The 22850-nt window shown below is 67.7% G+C and carries 22 protein-coding genes; 10 read left to right on the top strand and 12 right to left on the bottom strand.

From position 1 onward, the window contains the following. Nucleotide 1: 1 nt before the first annotated feature. Nucleotides 2–610, top strand: coding sequence for a DNA-3-methyladenine glycosylase I (locus G8760_RS06940; protein WP_166348835.1), 609 nt, complete (start codon nucleotides 2–4; stop codon nucleotides 608–610). 42 nt (nucleotides 611–652) lie between these two features. On the opposite strand, the gene G8760_RS06945 is transcribed toward G8760_RS06940, so the two are convergent. Then, a complete protein-coding gene (locus G8760_RS06945; protein ID WP_166348838.1) occupies nucleotides 653–988 on the bottom strand; it encodes a DivIVA domain-containing protein in 336 nt (111 codons plus the stop codon). Between the two features lie 75 nt (nucleotides 989–1063). Between G8760_RS06945 and folP the strand changes: the two genes are divergently transcribed. Then, nucleotides 1064–1876, top strand: coding sequence for a dihydropteroate synthase (gene folP / locus G8760_RS06950; RefSeq protein ID WP_166349970.1), 813 nt, complete (start codon nucleotides 1064–1066; stop codon nucleotides 1874–1876). A gap of 41 nt (nucleotides 1877–1917) precedes the next feature. On the opposite strand, the gene G8760_RS06955 is transcribed toward folP, so the two are convergent. Then, nucleotides 1918–2748 (bottom strand): LOG family protein, encoded by an 831-nt coding sequence (locus tag G8760_RS06955; protein WP_207782099.1) that lies wholly within the window; start codon nucleotides 2746–2748, stop codon nucleotides 1918–1920. Between the two features lie 44 nt (nucleotides 2749–2792). After that, nucleotides 2793–3866 carry a succinyl-diaminopimelate desuccinylase gene (dapE, locus tag G8760_RS06960; protein WP_166348842.1) on the bottom strand — a complete coding sequence of 358 codons (1074 nt, stop codon included), beginning with the start codon at nucleotides 3864–3866 and terminating at the stop codon, nucleotides 2793–2795. Nucleotides 3867–3948: 82 nt separating this feature from the next. Here dapE and G8760_RS06965 point away from each other — a divergent pair, with 82 nt between their 5' ends. Both G8760_RS06965 and G8760_RS06970 read left to right on the top strand, forming a co-directional pair. Further along, on the top strand, nucleotides 3949–4593 hold the full coding sequence (locus tag G8760_RS06965) for an RNA polymerase sigma factor (protein ID WP_166348845.1): 645 nt from the start codon (nucleotides 3949–3951) through the stop codon (nucleotides 4591–4593). Further along, complete coding sequence (locus G8760_RS06970) at nucleotides 4590–5720, top strand: hypothetical protein (protein WP_166348849.1); 1131 nt, start codon at nucleotides 4590–4592, stop codon at nucleotides 5718–5720. The genes G8760_RS06965 and G8760_RS06970 overlap by 4 nt, the downstream gene beginning before the upstream one ends. A 60-nt stretch (nucleotides 5721–5780) precedes the next feature. Here G8760_RS06970 and G8760_RS06975 read toward each other — a convergent pair whose 3' ends face one another. Further along, entirely contained in the window at nucleotides 5781–6425 is a 645-nt protein-coding gene (locus tag G8760_RS06975) for a peptidase inhibitor family I36 protein (protein ID WP_166348852.1), read from the bottom strand. 60 nt (nucleotides 6426–6485) lie between these two features. Between G8760_RS06975 and dapD the strand changes: the two genes are divergently transcribed. Genes dapD through G8760_RS06995 form a run of 4 tightly spaced genes read left to right on the top strand, consistent with a single transcriptional unit; the run spans nucleotide 6486 to nucleotide 10872 of the window. After that, complete coding sequence (gene dapD, locus G8760_RS06980; RefSeq protein WP_166348855.1) at nucleotides 6486–7415, top strand: 2,3,4,5-tetrahydropyridine-2,6-dicarboxylate N-succinyltransferase; 930 nt, start codon at nucleotides 6486–6488, stop codon at nucleotides 7413–7415. A 27-nt stretch (nucleotides 7416–7442) separates the two neighbouring features. Beyond that, nucleotides 7443–8435 carry a VldE C-terminal domain-containing protein gene (locus G8760_RS06985; RefSeq protein WP_166348858.1) on the top strand — a complete coding sequence of 331 codons (993 nt, stop codon included), beginning with the start codon at nucleotides 7443–7445 and terminating at the stop codon, nucleotides 8433–8435. Continuing rightward, entirely contained in the window at nucleotides 8432–9235 is an 804-nt protein-coding gene (locus tag G8760_RS06990) for an alpha/beta fold hydrolase (RefSeq protein ID WP_166348861.1), read from the top strand. The genes G8760_RS06985 and G8760_RS06990 overlap by 4 nt, the downstream gene beginning before the upstream one ends. Further along, the gene (locus G8760_RS06995; protein WP_166348221.1) at nucleotides 9232–10872 is read left to right on the top strand and encodes a hypothetical protein; all 1641 of its coding nucleotides are present in this window, start codon (nucleotides 9232–9234) and stop codon (nucleotides 10870–10872) included. Before G8760_RS06990 ends, G8760_RS06995 begins: the two co-directional genes overlap by 4 nt. Nucleotides 10873–10897: 25 nt before the next feature. On the opposite strand, the gene dapC is transcribed toward G8760_RS06995, so the two are convergent. Together dapC and fdxA are read right to left on the bottom strand one after the other, a co-directional pair. After that, nucleotides 10898–12001 carry a succinyldiaminopimelate transaminase gene (gene dapC / locus G8760_RS07000; RefSeq protein ID WP_166348865.1) on the bottom strand — a complete coding sequence of 368 codons (1104 nt, stop codon included), beginning with the start codon at nucleotides 11999–12001 and terminating at the stop codon, nucleotides 10898–10900. Nucleotides 12002–12025: 24 nt separating this feature from the next. After that, complete coding sequence (gene fdxA, locus G8760_RS07005; protein WP_166348868.1) at nucleotides 12026–12355, bottom strand: ferredoxin; 330 nt, start codon at nucleotides 12353–12355, stop codon at nucleotides 12026–12028. Nucleotides 12356–12452: 97 nt separating this feature from the next. On the opposite strand from fdxA, the gene G8760_RS07010 reads away from it, so the two are divergent. Then, nucleotides 12453–13433, top strand: coding sequence for a GNAT family N-acetyltransferase (locus tag G8760_RS07010; RefSeq protein ID WP_166348871.1), 981 nt, complete (start codon nucleotides 12453–12455; stop codon nucleotides 13431–13433). A gap of 10 nt (nucleotides 13434–13443) precedes the next feature. Here G8760_RS07010 and G8760_RS07015 read toward each other — a convergent pair whose 3' ends face one another. The 3 genes from G8760_RS07015 to mshB all read right to left on the bottom strand — a co-directional run bounded on the left by G8760_RS07015 (nucleotide 13444) and on the right by mshB (nucleotide 17566). Continuing rightward, nucleotides 13444–16059, bottom strand: a complete 2616-nt coding sequence (locus tag G8760_RS07015; protein ID WP_166348875.1) for a VanW family protein — start codon at nucleotides 16057–16059, stop codon at nucleotides 13444–13446. Between the two features lie 123 nt (nucleotides 16060–16182). Next, the gene (locus tag G8760_RS07020; protein ID WP_207782100.1) at nucleotides 16183–16569 is read right to left on the bottom strand and encodes a DUF6113 family protein; all 387 of its coding nucleotides are present in this window, start codon (nucleotides 16567–16569) and stop codon (nucleotides 16183–16185) included. 73 nt (nucleotides 16570–16642) lie between these two features. Continuing rightward, nucleotides 16643–17566, bottom strand: a complete 924-nt coding sequence (gene mshB / locus G8760_RS07025; RefSeq protein ID WP_166348882.1) for an N-acetyl-1-D-myo-inositol-2-amino-2-deoxy-alpha-D-glucopyranoside deacetylase — start codon at nucleotides 17564–17566, stop codon at nucleotides 16643–16645. 95 nt (nucleotides 17567–17661) lie between these two features. Between mshB and G8760_RS07030 the strand changes: the two genes are divergently transcribed. Continuing rightward, on the top strand, nucleotides 17662–19125 hold the full coding sequence (locus G8760_RS07030) for a sigma-54-dependent transcriptional regulator family protein (RefSeq protein ID WP_166348885.1): 1464 nt from the start codon (nucleotides 17662–17664) through the stop codon (nucleotides 19123–19125). Between the two features lie 227 nt (nucleotides 19126–19352). Here G8760_RS07030 and G8760_RS07035 read toward each other — a convergent pair whose 3' ends face one another. From G8760_RS07035 to G8760_RS07045, 3 genes are read right to left on the bottom strand one after another with little or no spacing between them, the layout of a single operon-like run. Further along, nucleotides 19353–20213 carry an ABC transporter permease gene (locus G8760_RS07035; protein ID WP_166348888.1) on the bottom strand — a complete coding sequence of 287 codons (861 nt, stop codon included), beginning with the start codon at nucleotides 20211–20213 and terminating at the stop codon, nucleotides 19353–19355. Between the two features lie 40 nt (nucleotides 20214–20253). Continuing rightward, nucleotides 20254–21171, bottom strand: a complete 918-nt coding sequence (locus G8760_RS07040) for an ABC transporter permease (RefSeq protein WP_166348891.1) — start codon at nucleotides 21169–21171, stop codon at nucleotides 20254–20256. 24 nt (nucleotides 21172–21195) lie between these two features. After that, entirely contained in the window at nucleotides 21196–22821 is a 1626-nt protein-coding gene (locus G8760_RS07045) for a peptide ABC transporter substrate-binding protein (protein WP_166348894.1), read from the bottom strand. Between the last annotated feature and the right edge of the window lie 29 nt (nucleotides 22822–22850).

Consider the following 22850-nt stretch of genomic DNA (forward strand, 5'->3'; position numbering starts at 1 on the left):
GATGCCGACCGACACCGTGCCCGATGGCGCCGCGCCCGGCCCCGACGGCCTTCTCCGCTGCCCGTGGGCGCTGAGTACATCCGACTACATCGAGTATCACGACGACGAATGGGGCCGGCCGGTCCATGGCGACGCCGAGTTGTACGAGCGGCTGACGCTGGAGGGTTTCCAATCTGGCCTGTCGTGGTTGACCATCCTTCGTAAACGTGCCGGTTTCCGGCGTGCGTTCGCCGGGTTCGACCCCACCGTCGTCGCCCGATTCGGCGATGACGACGTCACTCGGCTGTTGACCGATGCCGCTATCGTGCGGAACCGGGCAAAGGTGAACGCTGCCATCACCAACGCCCGGGCGCTGCTCGGCCTACGCGAGGCCGAGGGCGACGGAGCCCTGGACCGGCTGGTGTGGTCGTTCGCGCCGGACTCGGCTGACCATCCCGCACCACGTAGCCTGGCCGACGTGCCGGCCACCACACCGGAGTCCACCGCCCTGGCCAAGGCGCTCAAGCGGCGCGGCTTCGTGTTCGTTGGACCCACCACCGCCTACGCCACGATGCAGGCGACCGGCGTCGTCAACGATCACCTGGCTGGGTGCGTCGCCCGAACCACCTGACCCGGCCGGCGGGCTGGTCCGCACCACCGACCTCCCCGGTGGTCAACTCGGCTCGTGGTGGACCGGGCGCAGCTGTTCGACGGCTTCGGGGCCAACCCAGCGCCGTACGGTGTCCTCGAGCCGCTCGATCCGCTCGTCGCGTTCGGCGAGTTCGGCTCCGAGCCGCCGCAGAACGTCGTCGACCTGGTCCATCCGGTAACCCCGAGCCACCACCGCGAACCGTAGGGCTGCCACATCGGCTTCGGACATTGGGTCGTCACCGAGCTGCGGTCCGGCGGTGACCGGCACCTCGTCCTCCAGCGTGCGGCCCCAGCCGAGCGCCACCGCCACCACCGCGAACACCACCGCGGCGACCACCAACGCGAACACGGCGTACATAATCAGATCGTGCCACGTGAGCTGACCGCACTACGTCTGGGGTCGTCCGTCTTCGACCACCGCGCGTTCGCCGTCATGGCGATCGTGAATCGCACCCCCGACTCCTTCTACGACCGCGGCGCCACATTCCTGCTGGCTGCCGCCCTAGACCGGGTCGATCGCGTGGTCGAGGAAGGGGCCGACATCATCGACGTCGGTGGCGTCAAGGCCGGAGTGGGACCACCAGTCAGCGAAGCGGACGAGATCGAGCGCACGGTGGGGCTGGTGGCGGCCATCCACGAGCGCTACCCCCGGATCGTGATCAGTGTCGACACGTACCGGTCCGGTGTCGCCGACGTCCTGTGCGAAGCCGGTGCCCACCTCGTCAACGACGCCTGGGCCGGCGCGGATCCCAAGCTGGCGGAGGTCGCGGCCCGATGGGACGCCGGTCTCGTATGCAGCCACACCGGTGGACACGCGCCGCGCACCGATCCACACCGAGTGACCTACGACGACGTCATGGCCGACGTCGTCACCGGCACGACCGGACTGGCCAACCGGGCCGTCGACCTCGGGGTCCGGCCGGACGGGATCCTCGTCGACCCCACTCACGACTTCGGCAAGAACACGTACCATTCGCTGGAGGTCAGCCGCCGGCTCGGCGAGCTCGTCGACACTGGCTGGCCGGTGCTGGTCAGCATGTCGCGGAAGGACTTCGTCGGGGAGACGCTCGACTTGCCCGTCGACGAGCGGCTGTCCGGCACCCTCGCGGCCACCGCGGTGGCCGCCTGGCAAGGGGCTCGGGTGTTCCGGGCGCACGACGTCGCCGCCACCCGGCAGGTACTGGACATGGTCGCGGCGATCAAGGGCGACCTGCCACCCCGCGCCCCACGGCGGGGCCTGGCCTGATCGACTCCCGCTCGAAGCCGGCGCCGGCGCTCAGCCGCCGCTCACTCCGCGGCGGCCGGTGTTCTCGTGACCGCGGCTGCCTCCCGGGCCCGCCGGTCGTCGTCGGCGCTGGCCAGCACGTCGACCACCACGTCAAGATCGTCGGTGACGGTGAACAGGTCGATGTCGGCGGTTGAGATCTTTCCTTCCGCGGCGAGTGAACCGCGCAGCCAGTCCACCATGCCCCGCCAGTATTCGGTTCCCACGAGCACGATAGGGAACGTGGTGACCTTGCCGGTCTGTACCAGGGTGAGCGACTCGAACAACTCGTCGAGGGTGCCGTAGCCGCCGGGAAACACGACGAAACCCTGGGCATATTTGACGAACATCGTCTTACGGGCGAAGAAATACCGGAAGTCGATACCGAGGTCGACGTACTCGTTGAGCCCCTGCTCGAAAGGCAACTCGATGCCGAGCCCGACCGAAGTGCCGCCGGCCAGACTGGCCCCCTTGTTCGCCGCCTCCATGATACCGGGGCCGCCCCCGGTGATGACCGCGAAACCAGCCTCGACGAGCCTGCGGCCGAGGTCGACCGCCGCGGCGTACTGCGGATCGTCCTCCGGTGTACGAGCGGAGCCGAACACGCTGATCGCGGGCCCGAGGGTGGCGAGTGCGCTGAAACCCTCGACGAACTCGGACTGGATCCGCAGCACCCGCCAGGGATCGGTATGCACCCAATCGCCGGGGCCGCGGTGATCGAGCAGGCGCTGGTCGGTGGTATCGCTGTGAATCTGAGAGCCGCGCAGAGTGACCGGCCCTTGGTGGCGTTCGGCCGGCCGGTCGGTGGGGGTGTCGGCAGAGGCAGCGGAGCGGGAATGTCTTGTGGTTGTCACGCCGTCAGCGTATCGACCCTAACGCCACGGCCCCGAGCGCCCGCTCAGCCGGCAGAGCCGAGCCACGCTCGCATCCGCGTCTCACACGTTTCGATGTCGCCGACGTCGACCCGTTCGTCGTCGGCATGGGCCAGCAGGGGGTCACCGGGGCCATAGTTGACCGCGGGGACACCAAACTCGGAGAAGCGCGCGACGTCGGTCCAGCCTTCCTTGGCTCGTACCGTACCGCCGACGGCCGCCACGAACGCCGCCGCCGCCGGCTCGTCGAGCCCGGGCCGGGCAGCCGGTGCGCTGTCCACGAGCACCACGTCGAAGCCGTCGAACACGTCGCGGACATGGCCGAACGCCTCCTGTTCGGACTTGTCCGGAGCGAATCGGTAGTTCACCGACACGGTGCACCGGTCGGGGATCACGTTCCCGGCGATACCGCCGTCGATGCCGACCGCGCTCAGGCCTTCGCGGTAGACGAGACCGTCGACCTCCACCTGGGCCGGTTGGTAGGCGCGTAGCCGGTCGAGTACGGGTGCGACGTCATGGATGGCGTTACGCCCCATCCACCAGCGGGCGCTGTGAGCCGCGGTGCCCCGCACCGTCACCTCGGCGCGTAGCGTGCCGTTGCAGCCGCCTTCGACGGTGGCCGACGTGGGCTCCATCAGCACCGCGAACTCGCCGGCCAGCCACCGCGGATGGCTGCGGCTGACCCGGCCCAGCCCGTTGTGCTCCGCCGCGACCTCCTCGTTGTCGTAGAAGACGTAGGTGACGTCTCGGGCCGGCTCGGTGACGTGTGCGGCCAGTCGGAGCATCACGGCGACACCACCTTTCATGTCCACCGTGCCCCGGCCCCACAGGACGTCGCCCTCGCGGCGGACCGGGAGATTGCCGGCTATCGGGACGGTGTCGAGGTGCCCGGCTATCACCACTCGGCCCGCCGCACCTGGGCGGTCGGTGCGGGCCACCACCGCGTCGCCGTCGCGGTACACCGCCAGGTGCCCGAACTGCCGCAAGGTGTGCTCGACGGCGTCGGCCAGGGTCCTCTCGTCGCCGCTCACGGACGGGATGTCACAAATAGCCACCGTCAGGTCGGTAGCGGACAGAGTCAGGTCGAGTGGTGTGTTCACGCGGGTCACGATAATGCCCAGCGAAGGCCGGTCGCGGCTTGCCCAGTGGCATCCGGGCCGGAAGAGTGCGACATTAGTATCGATGAGTGTGGTCGAGGAGGAAACGACCGCGCGCGAGCCGAGCGACGAGCAGCTGTGGTCACGCGCTCGACGCGGCGATCCTTCTGCCTTCGGTGACTTGTTCACCCGCCACGCCCACACCGTCTATACGTTCTGCTTCCGGCTCACCGCCAATTGGAACACTGCCGAAGACCTCACCACGGTCGTGTTCCTGGAGGCATGGCGGCGCCGGGGCGAGCCAGAGGCGAACGTGGCCACCTTGGTTCCGTGGCTACTCGGGATCGCCTCACAGGTCGCCCGGCACAGCACCCGGGCCGTGCGCAGGCACCGCAAGCTGTTGGCCAAACTCCCCCCGGCCGTCGTCGACGGCGACCCGACGGCCAACGCCGCCGCCCGGGCCGAGACCGAACAGCAGATGAAGCAGATCCTCCGGGTGTTCCGCCGACTACCGCAGCGCGAGCAAGAGGTACTCGCACTATGCGTGTGGGGCGAACGGACCACCGCCGAAGCAGCCATCGCACTTGGCATCCCGGTCGGCACCGCCCGCTCCCGGCTCGCCCGCGCACATGAACATCTCAGGCGGCTGATGGAAGCATCAACGCCGGCAAGGGCCGCTGCCGGGGCCGGCTTGGCCGCTGCGCGCGCCAGGGAGGCTACACCACGGTGACAAGCTCCACCATCCTTCGGCTCGAGACCATCGAGTCGCCGCCGAGCGGGCAGCCCCTCGAACGTGGACCCGCTATCCGCGCTCTGCTCGAATCTGTGGTTCGTGATACCCACCATGGCGCCGCACCGGCGGGCGATCGCGGCCGCGCCGGCCGACCACGGCGGACCCGCCGACAGGTGGCCAGGCTCGGACTGGCGACGGCTACGGCGTCCGTGCTGGCGATCGCGGCGCTGGCCGTCGGCGGCGTGCTGCGCCCGGACGGTGGGGTTGCCCAGGCGGCCACCCCACCACTCTTGGGGCACGAGGTGGCAACGGGTGACCCCGCCGGCACCATGTTGAGCGTGCTGGCCCGGCAGGCGGCCACCACACCAACGGTCGACGGTGTCGACACCACCATCCGGACGGAGCGGTGGTCGCTGGCGGTGACGGTCGGCGTGTTACCCGGCGACGGTGCCGCTCCCGAGGGCGCGGCTCCCGAAGGTGCGGCCGTTGAGAGTCACGGCGAGGGATCAGCGTCCGGCGTCGTCGGGCCTCCAGTGACCACGGCGGTGATCCCGGTGCTTCGAGAGTTCACCCGGCACGAAGATGGTGCGGTGAGTGTCCACGAGGTGGGCGGCGAGCCACAATTCCCCACCGACGCCTACCGACGTGCCTGGGACGACGCCGGCCGCCCGGGACCACACGGCTCCGTGGTGCGTTCGGACACGATGCCACCCGGAAGTTACGCTTTCGCCTTCCCTGCCGACCTCCCGGCTGAACCAGACCGGTTGCGGGAACTCTTGGAGTCCGAACGGCCCGATGCGGCCCATGATGCCGGCGCTCTGCTGCTGGCCGTTCACGAACTGCGGCACGAGCAGGTTCTGTCCGGAGCGGTCCTCGCAGGAGTGCTCGACGTCCTCGCGGCCGAGCCGGGTGTGATCGAGCTGGGGCGTACCACCGATCGAGCCGGTCGGACGGCGATCGCCGTGGCGGCCGACAGCGAGGTGTCGGGGTGGCCGGTCCGGCAGGTGTTGCTGCTGGATCCGGAGGACGGCCTGATCCTCGGCTTCGAGCAGGTTCTGACGGCCGACGTCGAGACGGTGGACGTCGCTGCGCCGGCCGTCATCGACTACACCACCTTCCAGTGATCATTGGCTTTTGACTACCGAATTCGGTAGTCAAAAGCCAATGATCATGGGGAGGGGGCTCTAGGTGTGGGAGCAGCGCCAGTAGCTCATCCGGTTGTTGTTGCTGGACCCGACGTAGGAACTCTGCGACGGATGCGGCTGGTGCCACAACAACCGGCCGCCGTTGCTCTCATAGGCGTAAATAATCTTCTTGCTGCCGGATCGGTTGACCCACGACGACGTCTGGTTGTTGAATCCCCAACTCGACGCATACCCGGAGCATGTGCTCGAGAACTGGTACCGCACACCGTCGTAGTTGGTGCTGGTGTAGAAGCAGTAGTAACTCGACGGGCACGAGGTGTAGACACCCATTGGCGACACTTCCCCCGATTCAGCCAGCCCGGCCACGCCCATTCGCTCCGCCGCATCGCGCCGCACGTTGCTGCCCAAGCCGGCCGGAGCCCGCTCCATACCGGGATCCGGCCACACCACGACGGTGCCGTCGTCCCAGGCCAGTGCATTGTCGGACACCTGCACACCACCCGGCTGCAGTTCGAGCAGGTCGGCCATCTCCGCCGCACGGGCTCCATCGAGCTCGTCGGCTCCGCCGGCTGGGCTCGCCGTCGCCGCGACCATGAACGGCATGATCAACAACGCCGCCGCCGCGACGGCCAACGCCGAAACCCACCGGTTCCCGATGCCGATCCATACCCTCGGTGTTCTCATATCGCCTCTTCCTCCGCCCCGCTGGGCAGCAACTCCGAGCCGTCCGACTAGGCTGGAGACATGCCCGATGCACGCCTCGCCTGGGGATTCGGACTCACCACCACAACCCTGGACGGCACAACTCTCGATGCTTGGTACCCGTCACCGTCTGTCGACAAACCGCCATCTGGTTCCGATGCGCTGATCGAGCTGCGCAACCTGGAGGGTGACGATCCCCACCGAGGGGTTCGGATCCGCCTCACCCAGGCCACCATCGATCTGGACGAACCACCCGCTGACGCCGCGGACGCATACCTGCGGCTACATCTGCTGTCGCATCGGTTGGTGCGGCCCCGCGAAGTCAACCTGGACGGGTTGTTCGCCACCCTGTCCAACGTCGTCTGGACCAACCATGGCCCATGCGCCGTCGAGAACTTCGAGGTTACCCGGCTACACCTGCGTCAGCGCGGGCCGGTCATCGTCTACGGGGTCGACAAGTTCCCCCGGATGGTCGATTACGTGGTGCCATCCGGTGTCCGGATCGCCGATGCGGACCGGGTCCGGCTCGGCGCCCACCTCGCACCCGGAACCACGGTTATGCACGAGGGGTTCGTGAACTTCAACGCCGGCACGCTTGGGGCCTCGATGGTCGAGGGACGTATCTCGGCGGGTGTGGTGGTTGGTGATGGAACCGACATCGGTGGCGGGGCGTCCATCATGGGCACACTGTCCGGCGGCGGCACCGAAATGATCACCATCGGGCAGGGCTGCCTGCTCGGGGCCAACTCCGGCATCGGTATCTCACTCGGCGACGGATGTGTCGTCGAAGCCGGCTGTTACATCACTGCCGGTACCAAGATCAGCCTGCCGGACAGCCGGGTGGTCAAGGCGCGTGAGCTCACCGGACAGGGCGGGCTGCTCTATCGTCGCAACAGCGTTACCGGCACCGTCGAGGCGCTGGCCAGGTCGGGCGACTGGGGCGGGCTCAACACCGCTCTTCACGCCAACTGACCGCGGAACCGGACGGACCCGCCCGCCATGCCTCGCTTCGCCCGCCTGTTGTTGACCCTGAGCGCGTTGGCGGTGCTCGGGCTTGGCCTGGCCGCGCTGCTCATTTGGCGCCTCGACGGAGGTTCACAGGTATTTGGTCCTAGGGAGCAATGTGTGGCCTCCGTCGGCGACCACCGCACCGTCCTCGACCTCCAGCAGGCCGAACATGCGGCCACGATCACCGGTCTCGCCGTGGCGCGGGAACTCCCTGCACGGGCCGCCACCATCGCGCTGGCCACGGCGTACCAAGAATCGACGCTGTACAACCTCAACTACGGTGACCGCGATTCCCTCGGCCTGTTCCAGCAGCGCCCATCGCAGGGTTGGGGCACCGAGGAGCAGGTACAGGATCCGATCTACGCCGCAAGTGCCTTCTACGACGCGCTGGTCCGGGTGAACGGCTACCGCGAGATGGAGATCACCGTCGCCGCCCAGGAGGTGCAGCGCAGCGCCTTTCCCGACGCCTACGCTCAACACGAGAGCAACGCCCGAGCGCTGGCCTCCGCTCTGACCGGCCACTCCCCGGGCGCTTTTCACTGCCAGTTCCGCACGGAGGTGTTCAGCGAGCTCACCGCGGAGGAGATGGGCGACGATGGGCTCACCCCGCGGACCAGGACTCTCCTCGACGAACTCACCGCGGTGTTCGGCGAGCTCGACGTCGGCGGCTTCCAGCCCGGCGGGGTCACGTCGGGACACATCGACGGATCGGCGCATTACGACGGCCGGGCGATCGACGTCATGCTCCGCCCGCATGACGATACCGACGTGAACCGGCGGGGGTGGGCGGTGGCGCACTGGGCGGTGGCCCACGCGTCTCGGCTCGGCGTCGCCACCGTGATCTACGACGACATGATCTGGACCGCTCGGCGATCCGGTGATGGCTGGCGGCAGTACGAGCACCCGTCGGGTGACACCGAGAACATCACCCTGCGGCATCTCGATCACGTCCACATCGACGTCGTCGCCGGGTCGGCGTCATGACGTCGCCTCTCACCTTGCCGATGACCGACTACGGTGGCGACGGACCGGTGCTGTTGGCGCTCCACGGCCACTTCGGTAGTGCCCGCACCTTCGCCGGGTTGGCCAGGGCGCTGCACGGGCAGGTCCGGGTCGTCGCACTTGATCAGCGCGGCCATGGACTCATGCCCTCGGATGGACCCTTCAGCCGAGATGCCTATGTCGCCGACGTGGCGAACTTCCTGAGCACCACTCGACTGCGCCCATCGGCCGTGCTCGGACACTCCATGGGCGGCGTCAACGCGTTCCAACTCGCCGCCCGCCATCCTGAACTCGTGCCCGCGCTGATCGTCGAGGAAGGCTCAGCCGTCGTGGAACCTCCCGTTCTCGACATTCGTGGCTGGCCCCGAAGGGCGGACACGCTGCCCGAACTCGGATCGCTGATTCAGGCCCAGGGCATCCCGGATCCGTCGTACTTCCTGGAGAGCGCCGTGCGCTACCCCGATGGGTGGGGTCTGGCCTGCGAACCGGAGGCGATGATGCGATCGCAGGAGCTACTTCTCGGCGAATGGTGGACGGATTGGGCCGGCATCCAATGCCCGACGCTGCTGATCCGTGGCGCCGACAGCACCGTATTGAGCGCACAACAGGCGCACGATATGGTGCGACGCCGGCCGGGAACCGAGTACGCGGAGTTCAGCGGCTGTGGTCATTGGGTTCACGATGATGACGTGACCGGGATGGCTAACTCGGTGGCCGAATTTCTAGCCAAGATCAAAAACCGATCCGACGTTCCGATTGTCGATAGTGTGGACCGACGATGAATCAGACACCGCCGCCACCACCGCCACCGGAGCGCTCTGTCCCGTCGCCCGATCAGCCGGTCGTGCCGGTCGACCAAAACCCGCCTCCGGCCGGCCCGTCCGCCGTTCAGTCTGGTCAGGCCGGCTGGAAGGTCGCCACCGCCGTGGCCGCCGGACTCGGGCTCATCCTGTCCGGCACGGTCTACGTCCTCATGGACCGCCAGATCACCAGTCTCGAAGACGATCTGGCCACGGTCCGGGCGGAGCTCGCCGATGCACAAGCGCAGGCCGACGACCCCCTTGGTGGTCTTGGCGACCTGCTCGGTGGGCTGGGTGGGCTGGACGACCTCGGTGGCCTCGGTGACCTGCTCGGGGGCGACCTCGGTGACCTGCTCGGCGGTGACCTGGGTGACCTGCTGGGCGGCGATTTCGGCGACATCGACCCGATCCTGTTCCAGTGTTTGTCCCCTGGTGGTGGTCTCGGCCTCGGGAATACGGGTTCCATCCCCGAGGCCGATATCGAGACCCAGGTACAGGCGGTCCGCGACATCCTCGAGGACGAACGCGGACTGGTCACCAACAGCGATCTATCCATCGAGTTCGTGACTGTCGACGAGGTCCAACGCCGCGCGGTCGAGCTGACCGAGGCCGAACTCGACCGCGAGCAGGCAGCCGTCGACGCCCGCCTGCTCGCGGCGCTTGGTGCCGTCGAACCCGGGCTCGATCTCGTCCAGGCACAGCTCGACGCACTCGACGCCGGCGTTGGTGGTTTCTACAACCCGGACACCGGCGAGCTGGTGATCGGCTCGGAGACGATGGACGGCCTCGGCGCCTACATCACCTCCCACGAGATGGTGCACGCGCTGGCCGACGAGATCTTCGGTCTGCCCGATACCGCCGAGTTGGCCGAAACACACGGCTCCGATGCCGCCTACGCCGCGCTCAACGCCATTGAAGGCGACGCCACTTTGTATGGGCAGATGTTCATCTCCGCGCACTTGCCGATGAGCGAACTTCTGGCCCTCGAGGCACAGACCGCGGATTCCCAGGCCGCGCTGGACGCGATGCCGTACTTCATCCGGCGCAACCTGGAGTTCCCCTACCTCGAAGGTATGACGTTCAGCTGCCACCTTTACCTGGACGGCGGCTGGGACGCGGTGGACGACACCTACGCCAACCTGCCCTCCACGAGCGCACAGATCCTGTTCCCTGACCGGTATCGGGCCGGCGAAACCGCGGTCGACGTCGACACCCCAGCCGCCCCAGCGGGCTGGGCGGAGATCCGCACCGACACGTTCGGGGCAGCCGACCTGCTGTTTCTGTTGGAGGCACCCGGCGGCGACACCGACGCCGCACTCGACAACCCTAAAGACTTGGCCGAAGCGTGGGCCGGTGGCCGGATCACGGTCTGGGACCGCGCCGGCGACACCGCCATGGCGCTGGCGCTAGCCGAACATCCCGATCGGCCCGGTCTGTGCGGCACCCTCGACGAGTACTACGCGGCGGCCTTCCCGGACAGCACAAGGGCCGAGAACGACGGGATCGTAACCTTCGACGGCGGCGCCCAGTCGGCTGCGATCAGCTGCGCCGACGGCGAGGTGCTTCTCGGTACCGGTCCGGATCCGGACACCGCCCGGGGCATCGTGTCCGCGCCCTGATCCGGCCCGGCGCCCGGCCGGATCATCAGGCCGAGAGCCGCGCCACGGCCGCGTCCACCCGCTCGTCAGTCGCGGTCAGCGCCACCCGCACGTGGCGGGCGCCGGCTGGACCGTAGAAGTCTCCCGGCGCTACCAGGATGCCGCGGCCGGCCAGCCAGTCGACGGTTGTCCAGCACGGCTCACCACGAGTGGCCCACAGGTACAGCGAACCCTCGGAGTGATCAATGGTGAAGCCTGCACCCTCGAGGGCGGACCGGAGTAGGGTCCGACGCCGCCGGTAGCGCGCCAACTGTCCATCGACGTGGGTGTCGTCGTCGAGCGCGGCGGTCATGGCCGCCTGGACTGGCGCCGGCACCATCATGCCGCCGTGTTTCCGGGCCTCCAACAGAACGTTGATCAGCGCGGGGTCGCCGGCGACGAAACCAGCACGATAGCCGGCCAGGTTGGACCGCTTGGACAGCGAATGGACGGCCAGAATCCCGGCCAGCGAGCCGCCGTTGACCGCGGGATCGAGGACCGAGACGGCGGTGGTGTCCCACCCGAACTCCAGGTAACACTCGTCGGCGGCGAGCACAGCTCCACACTCACGTGCCCAGGCCACCATCTTGGCCAGGTGCTCGGCCGGGAGGATCCGCCCGTGCGGGTTGGCCGGTGAGTTCAACCAGACCAGCCGCGGCCGGTCCGGCCCCAGCGCAACGGTCGAGTCGGCGGCTCGCGGCCGCGCACCAGCCAGCCGGGCGCCGATGTCGTACGTCGGGTACGCCAGCTCAGGGTGCACGACGACGTCGTCGGCGCCCAGCCCCAGCAGCGTGGGCAGCCACGCGATCAGTTCCTTCGAGCCGATGGTGGGCAGCACACCGGTGTCGGGATCGACTGTGGCGACCCCGAAGCGTCGACGCAGCCAGCCCGCAGCCGCCGCACGCAGCGCGGGGGTGCCCACTGTGGTGGGGTAGCCCGGCGCGTCGGCAGCGGCGATCAGCGCCTGCCGTACTACCTCCGGAGTGGGGTCAACCGGTGTGCCCACGGATAGATCGACCAGGCCTCCGGGATGTGCACGAGCACGTTCCCGGAACGGCACCAATGCGTCCCAAGGGAACGCGGGCAGGCTGATTCCATACGCGGACGGCATCACGAGAGCGTAGCCCGCGCTGCCCTAGTGTTCTCCCGTTTCCTGCGGCGGCAAGGCCGCCACCAGCGCGTGGTCTTTGTCGATGGCGCCGAGCTTGGCCGCACCACCCGGCGAGCCGAGGTCGTCGAAGAACTCGACGTTCGCCTGGTAGTAGTCCTTCCACTGCTCAGGGAGATCGTCCTCATAGAAGATCGCCTCGACTGGGCAGACCGGCTCACACGCTCCACAGTCGACGCACTCGTCGGGGTGGATGTACAACATCCGTTCCCCCTCGTAGATGCAGTCGACAGGGCATTCCTCGACGCACCCCAGATCCTTGAGATCCACGCACGGCTGCGCGATGACGTATGTCACGACGGGTCTCCTCCAGACAGGTCGTGGCGCGTTGCGAGCGCCGTTCAACCTCTAGTATCGCGTTGCACCCCCACACCGATGCAACGAAGGTCAGCCTATGAGACAGCCAGCCACCGAGGAGGAACGGGCCAGGCTCGTGGGTCGCCGTGTCCTCGTCCGGCGTCATCTGCGTTCCGGCCCGCATGTCGCCACCGACATCCTCGGCATCCTGACCGGCTGGACGGACGGGATTCTTCTGGTGAGCAGCGGCGACCAACCTCCGCAGGCCATCCCCGAAACGGACCTGATCGCGGTGAAGGCGATCCCGGCCCGGCCGGTCACTCGCCGCGAGATCCGCGACTTAGAGGCCGCCGCCACCCTCGGCTGGCGACCACTTGAGATACATCACATCGGCGGCTGGACCCTCCGCGCCGCCAGCGGATTCACTCGCCGGGCCAACTCGTGTATCCCGCTCGACCACCCAGGCCGGGCGTTGCCCGATGCTCTATCCATCGTCCGGGACTGGTATCAGGCACGTGGCCTGCCCGTCACGTTCCAGCTCCCTGGGTTACTCGGCCGCGGCGTGGCGGCGATCCTGGATTCCCCAGAGTGGTCGCGGAGTGAAGCCGTACAGGTCATGACGGCCACCACGGACCACGTCAGCGCCGCAACCCGAGGCGACCTCCCACCAGTACACATCAGCGACCACCCGGACGACGAGTGGCTGGCGGCCTACCACTACCGGGGCAGCGCACTGCCCGACGTCGCGGTCGACGTCCTGACCAACGGCGAACGGGTCGCCTTCGCCTCCGTCGACGACGCCGGACAGCGCGTCGCTATTGCCCGCGGCGCCATCTCACCCGCGCCGAGCGGCCGGCTCTGGCTCGGTATCGCAGCGGTGGAAGTAGCCCCGCAGGCCCGCCGCCGAGGTCTGGGCAGCCACGTGGTGGCCGGCCTAGCCGAATGGGCGCTCAGCCACGGCGCCGGCGACGTCTACCTCCAGGTGGAGGAGACGAACCACCCGGCGCAGGCGGCCTATCGCAAACTCGGCTTCGGTGACCATCACATTTACCACTACCGCCAGCAACCTGCCCAATAAGGCGGCGGTGTTAGTCGTCGCCTGGCTCCGGCCCACACACCACGCGGTGGTTGGGGTTGTAGGTCCACGGGTTGGCCTCGTCTTTGACCAGGTCGCCGTCGGGACCCCAGACTTTCCGATAGGCGGTGACCGTGAAACCTTGGCTTCCAGCCTGTGCCTGACAGCTGGAGCTGGTGTCGTGGATGGTCCGCGGCGCGGTGAAGCTGCCCCGTTCCGACGTGGAGAGCTCCACCCGGTAGTGCTCGGTGCTCCAGATCCGTACCGTCAGGCTGCCGTTTCCGCCACCCGCGCTGGACGTGTGCCGTGTCTCGATCAGGACGCCATACGGGGTGTCGTTCTTGAACCGTAGGTCCTTCGAGCCCCACGCGACGGTCGCCTCATGACCAAGCGGATAACGGTCGAAATAGATCGAGTGCGGCCAGTGCTCCACGTCCTCCAGGCCGGCCAGCGCGGCCGCGTGGTAGGTGGTGGTGGCGACCTGTGACACACCACCCCCCATGGCATCCTCCAAGCGCCCCTGGTTGATGATGATGCCCGAGGTGAAGCCGTTCGCCTCGGTGCGCTCCCCCACCGTGCCATTCAGGCTGAACTCGTCGCCGGGGAGGAGCAGCGTGTTGTTGATGAGCTCCGCTGCACGTCCGATGTTCACGTCCCGGTATCGCGCCGCTGGATAGTTGGTGGTGAACTCGGCCACCACCTCTTTGACGCCGAGCTCCTCCGCGCCTTCAGTGGTCAGCTCCGGCTCGACCTCCACCAGCTCGACCTCGGCACGCCGATCGGAGCCGTCCTCGGTGAGCGCCAGCAGGACGAGGTCGCCCAGGGAGTCGGTCTCGACGCCGCGGCCCGACTGCGCCGGCACCACGGTGGGGGAACCACCTTCGATTCGGACCGTGGCGTCCTGGCCTTCCTGCCCGATCTGCGCCAGTAGGTCACTGGCCTGCTCGACCAGTGCCGCACCATCGAGATCCGGCTGCAGCCGGCCATTCTCGTCCGGCGACAACGACAACACCTCGCCGATCATGGCTGCCGGAAGGTCGACGCTCTCGGTGCCGGCGACCACCGTGACCGGGCCGGACATGGCTGGGTCGGCGAATTCGGCGACCGCCCGCTCGAGTTCGGCCGCGTCGACAGCCGGCGTGACTTCGTCAACCGGAACGGCAATCTGACCGATCGGCATCTCCCGAGCCTCGGTGCCGAAGAAAGCAGCGGTCAGCAACTCGGCCGCACCGTCGACGTCGAGGGAGGTTCCCGCGACGGGTTCGCTGGTGACGACCTCACCATCGTCGAAACCAACCGCCGCGTTGACCGGTGCGGTATCCGATTCCTCGGCGATGGCGTTCAGGGCGCCGCGCAGGGCGTCGTCGTCAACCGCCGGCCGGGGGGTGACCTCGTCGCCGCCGAACAGCGCCTGAATCAGCGACAACGGATTAGCGCTGCCACCGGGGACCGCACTCAGTGTGGCGGGGATATCAACAGCCAGGCCCGCCTCGGAGGGGATCAGCTCGTACGTGGTGCCGGTGTCACCCAGCTGAAGCTGGATGGGCGCGTCGACGATGGCCGGCAATTCAGCTGTCAGCCGAGCCTCAGCCTCGGCCGGCGACAAGCCCCCGACATCGACCCCGGCGACCGTGGCGTTGCTGGCCAGTTTGTCTCCCGCCATCAGATACATGACGCCATAGACAGCCCCCAGGACGACGATCACCGCACCGGCCACGACGGCTACCATCCGGCCGCGGCGCCGCCGCGGCGGCTCGTCCACAGGTGCGGCCGACGGCCCCGTCACGTCGGGCGGACCGTCCGGAGAAACGCCCGCGGCCACACCTTCCCCCGTGCGGGTGGCCGCACCCGCGGCCAGACCCTCCTGCGCCGCAGGGGGTGCTGTGCTTCGAGTCATGGGCATCGGGGCGAGTACGGAAGTGGCCGACGACGTGTGGGTCGGCGCACCAACTGGCGGCCGCCCGCGGCTCGGCGTCACAGGCGCGGCTGGTGCCGGCATCTCCTGCGTCTGGGTGTCGTCCGTATCGGATGTGGATCCTGGGCCGGCATCGGTGACGTCCGGGGCCGGCGGGCCATCCTGCACCGCCGCCACGCTCTCCGGGCCGTCCCCACCAGCATCCGACGGGCGCGCGCCGTCTCCAGCGGCGTCCGAGGCCGGCACGCCGTCCCCGCCAGCATCCGAGGTGTGCGCCTCGCCCGGTGTGACCGGGGCGCCCTGAGGATCAGACCCGTTGGCATCCGCGACCGGCGGCCCGTCCTGCACCGCCGCCACGCTCTCCGGGCCGTCCCCACCAGCATCCGACGGGCGCGCGCCGTCTCCAGCGGCGTCCGAGGCCGGTGCGCCGTCGTCACCAGCATCCGAAGCAGGCTCGGCGCCCGAAGCAGGTGTGCCGTCCTCAGCCGCATCGGCCGCGGTAGTCTCGGTAGTCTCGGCTTCTGCGGTAGGCGCAGCATCAGCCGGCGGATCGCCGTCTCGAGGCGCGTTTCCTTCGTCTCGCTGCGCATCCGCGGGTCCGGGCTGATCCAGGTGCGGCGCGTCAGTACGGCCTTCCTCCGCGGCGTCGGCGGATGTGCCGCCGTTGCCGGCCGAGGAGTCCGTGTTAGTTTTGCTATCAGATGAGTTAGCCACGTTCATGTTTTTGTCGGTCACCGGGCATATACCTAACAGTCGACCACTTCATGGCGGTACGGATGAGATCATCCGCCCCGGCGCATCTTACTTGACATGTGCCGATTTGTTCCCCTCGAATCTTCAGCCCCCTGCTTCCCCCTTGTGGCGGCTGACCCCCAACCCCAGAGCCACCGCTACCGTCGCGGCACCACCAAACAACAGCGTCAATCCGGGTGCGTCCCCAGCGATGACGATGTCCCCCGCAGGCCGCGGTAAAGCGAGCATAAACATCGGCGCCAGCCAGGCTAGCCCGACACCCATGATCCCCACCCGGGTACGAGCAGCGTACCGGGCCAGCACCATGATCCCCAAGACCGCACCAACCGCTAATCCTAACCCCACGATCCCGGCCCACCGGTGTATAAAAGCGCCGGCCACGGCTACTGCCACCGCGACCACGGACAGCCCCACCACCAGGAGAGCACGGCCGACGTCCCGAAGGGACCACCTCCGATAGGCGCCGCTCACCGCCGTCGGCCGAGACCGGCGTGACGCGCCGCTCGGAACGGTCCTCCGCCGCAGGAGATCCAACGAGCTCGCCCTAATGCTCTAGACCGGCGAACAGGTCGGTCTCGAGTCCGGTAGCCGGATCCACCGGACCTGTGCTGCCGTGGACCAGTTGGAAGTACTCGGTGCCCCACAACTCATGGCTGACATTGTCCGACAAGGCAAAAAACGGTCCGCTGACGTCGATCTGAGTGGGGTAAGCGCGCATAGCCGCCGCTTTCTGCGACATCCACGCGGTGCCGTCGATGGCGGTCGTCACGTACCGGTCATCGAGCACGAAGCCCATCTCATCTGCCGACTCGACGTGCGCAAATGGGTTGTCGGGGGCGTCACGCATCCGTTCGATCGCACGTTGCATCACGCTTCGTGGCGTCGCCGTCCAGTACATCTTCCGCACCTGCCAGGCCGGACCCAATGCCGGCCGGTAACCCGGCGCCGCGGCCAGGGCCATCGCATAGGTAGCGACCCGGTGGGCCTGGATGTGATCGGGATGCCCGTAGCCGCCGTTCTCGTCATAGGTGACCACCACCTGCGGGCGGACCTCACGCATGACGGAGACCAAGTGCCCCGCCGCGTCGAGCAGATCCGCCGCCCAGAAGCTGTCCGGCCGGATACTCTCCGGAGTGCCAGCCCGTCGGCCGTCGTCGCTCCACACCATGCCGGAGTCACGATAACGCCCAGCTCCGCCCAGGAAGCGATAGTCGGTGACCCCCAGCTCCGCCATGGCCGCGTCCAGCTCCTTGACCCGGTGATCACCCAGCGAATCGTCACGATCCGCGGCCAGGTGGGCGAGTTCAGGGACCAAGACCTCACCCTGCTCGCCTTTAGTGCACGTGACCAGCGTGACGTGGGCGCCCGAAGCGACGTACCGGGCCATAGTGGCGCCGGTGCCAATCGTCTCGTCATCCGGATGAGCGTGAACCAGCAGCAGCCGGCGCTGGGCGGCAGTTTCGACCATGACTGCAACGATAGCCACGCACGGTGACAGCCGGGCCGATAGGTCTGCGCCGCCGGCGTCGACCCCGATACCCTTTCTCCCGGGGAGACCTGATCGTGGCGGCAGGCATCGAACATCTAGGGGGCGGGATGGACGAATCGCGTAGCTCGATTCGCGAGACGTGGGGCCCAGGGTCCAAACACGCACTCGCGTTACCCCAGGGCGTCGACGCTATGCAGCGCTGGCGCAGCACAGCGCGGGCACACGAGACATTCCTCAACTCCGCGACCGCTCCCCCGGAGCTGCGCCGAGTGATCCTCGACTCCTGGCGCCGGTCGCTTTCGCATCACGTCGATCCCGACGTCGCACCACCTATTCAGCTCGACGTCGACGAACTCGACGACGCCCGCCGGTCGCATCCACTGCGTGAGGCGCTACCGGTCATCCGCCGGCTGCTCGTCGACGCCGCTACCGACGCCGGCGTCATCGTCGCCATCGCCGACGCACAGGCGCGCATGTTATGGGTCGAAGGTGACCCTCACCTGGTCCGTAAGGCGGAGTCGATCCACCTCGTGAGCGGTTCGTCGTGGCACGAAGGAACGGCCGGCACCAACGCGCTCGGTACCGCCCTAGAGGTGGGTGGGCTAGTCCAGATCTTCGGTAGCGAGCACTTTGCCCGGCGCGTGCACCCCTGGAGTTGCACCGCCGCCCCGATCCGCGACCCCCGTTCCGGCATGGTGTGCGGTGTCCTGGACATCACCGGCCGTGATGACGTCGCCTCACCGCAGTCGGCGCTGCTCATCCGCTCCACGATCGCCGCGGTCGAGGCCGAGCTACGCCTACAGCACACACAGCGCGGCACCCTTGCTGCCCCACTCGACGTGCCCGGCCGGATCACCACCAACGAACACACCGGAGTCCCAGGCCGCCCTCGCCGATCCCCGGAGACGTTCCGGTCCAGCCGTACCGCCTCCCCAGCTGCTCATCCACGTACAGCTGCTCACCTGCGGATTCTCGGCCGCGAACGCGGTGAGCTCGGGTTCAACGGGCGCTCGGTAGAACTCGGCCTACGCCATGCTGAGTTGCTGCTCCTACTATCCCTGCATCCTGATGGTCTCTCCGCCGCGGAGCTGGCCTGGAAGCTGTACGAGCATGACGCCGCCGAGGTCACGGTGCGTGCGGAGATGTCTCGACTACGCAAGGCGTGGCCCGAGCTGATCGCCCCAGCGTCACCGTACCGCCTGCTGGTTTCTATGACGAGTGATGCCGCCGGCGTCGCCGACTGTCTCCAACGTGGCGCGCATCGGCGTGCACTCGACCTGTACCGAGGCACCGTCCTACCGAAGTCCGGTGCGCCTGGCGTCGTCGAGTACCGGGATCACCTGCACGGCTGGCTGCGACAGTCGTTGCTACGCCATGCCGGGGCTGACGTCTTGCTGCGGTACCTGCGTTCCACTGCCGGCCGGGACGACCTCGAAGTCTGGCGGGCATGCCTGGATCGACTCCCCTACGGGTCACACCGGCGTGCCGAGGCGCAGTCCGCCGTCGACCATCTGGAATCGGAGCTGGCCGCCCTCTAGTGTGTGGCACCATCGGACGTCACCTGCGACGCAACGTAGATGCAACGTCGCCGTGGCTATCTTTGTCGCAGTGCTGGGTGGACGTCCCGGGACACCCGTCCACGTCCACCCAGTCTTGTTGGGCGGACCCAATCTCGTGGCGTGCTGAAAACACGTAAGCCCCACACCCATCAGCACGCCACGAACCCGCCCCGCTCCGCGGACCCGTCGCTGCCTAGCCCCCCTTGTCAGCGACGGGTCCGTGGGTCCAACGCCGCTCGCGACGCGTCGCCGATCAGGACGAAGGCCAACACCGTCAGCGACAAGAACGCACTCGGGAACAGCAGCATGTGCGGTGACTGCCGGATGTACGGCTGGGCTTCGGCGATCTCGATGCCCCATGACACGACGGGTGGCTGCAGGCCGATGCCGATGAATGACAGTGTCGCCTCGACCGCGATGAACATCCCGACGGCGATCGTTGCCCACGCCAGAACCGGCCCGACGGCGCTGGGCAGCACATGGCGGGCCAGGATGCGCGTATGCCCGCTCCCCAATGACCGCGCCGCCAACACGTAGTCGGCCTGTTTGACTTGTATGGCCGTCGATCGAGTGATCCTGGCGAGCGTGGTCCAGCCGAGCACGGTCAGCGCCAACACGACCTTCGCCGTGGTCTGCCAGGCTGGTGTGGAGCCGTCGGACGGGAACGCGACGAGCACGACGAGGGCGCCCAGGAGCAGCGGGATCCCGAAGAACACGTCGGCCAACCGGGACAGCACCGCGTCCACCCAGCCGCCGGCATAACCGGCGACCAGCCCCACCAATCCGCCGATAACGACGACCGCCGCGGTGGCGCAGACCCCCACCACCATGGATGCTCGAGTTCCGTACACCACCCGCGCATAAAGATCGCAGCCCTGCAGGCTGTAACCGAACGGGGCGCCGGCGGTTGGACCCCGCCGCGATAGGGCGACATCGCAGAACGCGGGGTCACGAGCCGTGAACAGCCCCGGCACCAGAGCCATCGCCACCAAGACGAGCAGGAGAGCCAACCCGATGAGGAAGGCCGGACGGCGACGCAACGCTGCCCAAACCGGTCGCGGTCGCACCGCGCGCACTCCAGCCCGCGGCGCCCCGCCGTGCGGCGCGCTAGCCAAGGCGGATCCTCGGGTCCAGAAGCGGGTAGATGAGATCGATCGCGAGATTGACCAGCACGAACGCAAGGACCAAGAGGGTCACGACAGCGGTCACGGTGCCGATCTCGCCACCCCGGATGCTACGCAGCACAAGTGTCCCGAGACCGTTGATGTTGAAGATCATCTCGATGACCACGGCACCGCCCAGCAAACTCCCGAAATCGGTGCCGACCAGTGTGACGACCGGGACGAGCGAGTTCCGCACGCCATGAGCGGTCACCACTCGGCGTCGGGATAAACCTTTGGCCACCGCCGTGCGGACGTGGTCGGCATACATTCCCTCGATGAGGCTGGACCGCATGAGGCGGGCTACGAACGCCGTCGAAAGGCTCCCCAGGACGATCGCGGGCAGAATCAGCGAGCCGATGCTGCCGTCCGACGTTATCGGAAACCACCCCAGGTGGACCCCAAGGACGGTCTGCGCCAGCAGGGCAGCCACGAAGACCGGGATGGCCATCACGAGCAAGGTGCTGGAAAGGACGAGGTGATCGATCACGCCACCGGGCCGCAGGGCGGCCACGACTCCGGCCGCCACGCCCAGAATGAGCTCCACGGCCACGGCGAGCGCGGCCAGTTGCAGCGTTACCGGCAATCGCTGCAGCAACTCGTCGGCGACGGGAGCTCCGGCGAAGGTCACGCCGAAGTCTCCGGTGACGAGGTTGGCCATGTACTTGCCGTACTGCACGATCAACGGATCGGCGAGGTTGTACGCCGCGGTCATGCGGTCGACATAAGCCTCCGGGCATGGTCCGTCGCACCGGCCGGCCAGTGGATCACCCGGCAGGGACCACATCATGGCGTAGACGAGAAACGTCGCCCCCACGACCACCGGCACCGCTTGGGCCAGGCGCCGGACGACGTATCTCCGCATCGCCCTGTTCACCCCTGGACCGGCTCAGCGCAGCGTCACGCTGAGCAGGTCGACCGTCTGGAACGGCGTGATCTTCACGTCGCTGATTCTGGTCGAGTATCCGGCGACCGTGCTCATGTACCACAGCGGGATTGACGGCATCCCCTGAGCTAACGATTGTTCGGCGTGCTGGTAGGCGGCGATGGCATCGTCGCCCTTCGATCCGGCTGCCTCGTCGATCAGCCGGTCGAACTCAGGATCGCTGTAGTCGGCATCGTTGTACGTGGCGCCGGTGCCATAGACCGGGCCGAGGAAGCTCTCGATGCTGGGGTAGTCCGCCTGCCAGACGTTACGGAACATACCGCCGACCTTGCGGGCATTGATCTTGGAACGGAAGGCGCCGAAGTCTGGAACCGGGACCCCGACACACTCCACCCCCAGGGTGTTGCTGATGCTGTTGCAGGTGGCGTCCACCCACGGCTTGTTCTCACCGTCGGCGTTGTAGGTCAAGGTGAGGGTCTCGTCGTATCCGCCCGCCGCGGCCAGCAGGGCACGGGCCTGTTCCGGCTGGAATGTGCAGTACTCACCACAGGCGTTGGTCTGGTACCCCTCGACACCGGGAGCGACCCATCCGGTGGCCGGCTCTCGGGTGCCGTGGAAGATGCTGGCGATGATCGCCTCTCGGTCGATGGCCATAGAGATCGCCTGGCGTAGCCGCGGATCGGCGACCGACGGGTCCACCTCTTCGGGGGCGAAGGTCACCTTGCTGACGACGAGGGAGTCACGCTGCACGAAGCGATCGCCGAGATCGCTGATGTAGGCTCCGTCGGCCAGCGCCGATGACGGCAGGTACGGCATGATGTCCAGGTTGTCGGCCTGAAGGTCACTGTATGCGGCGGTGTCGTCCTGGTAGATCTTGAAGATCACCTCGTCGATCTGTGGTTGTGTGTCGCCACGGTAGCCGTCGTAGGCCCGCAGGGTGATCGCGGATCCGCGTACCCATTCGACGAACTCGAACGGACCAGACCCCACCGGTGCGTCACCGAAGCTCTCCGGATCATCGAAGAACCGTTGCGGCAGCGGCGAGAAGGCCGCGTATCCGAGGCGCAACGGGAAGGCCGCCTCGGGCTGCGCCAGGGTCACCGTGAAGGTCAGGTCATCGTCGACCCGCAGGCCGGACATCTCGGTACGGGAAACCATGTCGGGGGTGATCTCGGTGCCTCTACGGGCACCGTCCGGCTGCAGGTCGGCATATCCCTCGATGGGCTGGAAGAAACGTGAATTCATGGCGCCATTCGGGGCATATGCGGCCCAATTCCACGCGTCCACGAAACTATGTGCGGTAATTTCCTGTCCGTCATGGAACGTCCATCCCGGCCGAAGTGTGATGACCCACGTCTGATTGTCGTCCGACTCGATCGACTCGGCGATCTCGAAGACCGGCTCGGCGGTATCCGGGTCATACCGGATCAGCTTGGAGAACAGCTGATCCACCACCTGGCCACCACATGACTCGCCGGTGTGGGCCGGGACGAGCGGACTCTCTGGATCACACCCACGAACCGCGACGGAGCTGGGCGCCGCATCCGCGGGACCGTCAGGTTCACCGCAAGCGGCAACCGCAACGCCGGCGACGAGCACCAGCGCCACACCCCGACCGGACCAGCCCATCGTGATCCTCCTCGTCTCTCGCCCCCAGC

The organism is Phytoactinopolyspora limicola, assembly GCF_011320225.1.
GTDB lineage: Bacteria > Actinomycetota > Actinomycetes > Jiangellales > Jiangellaceae > Phytoactinopolyspora > Phytoactinopolyspora limicola.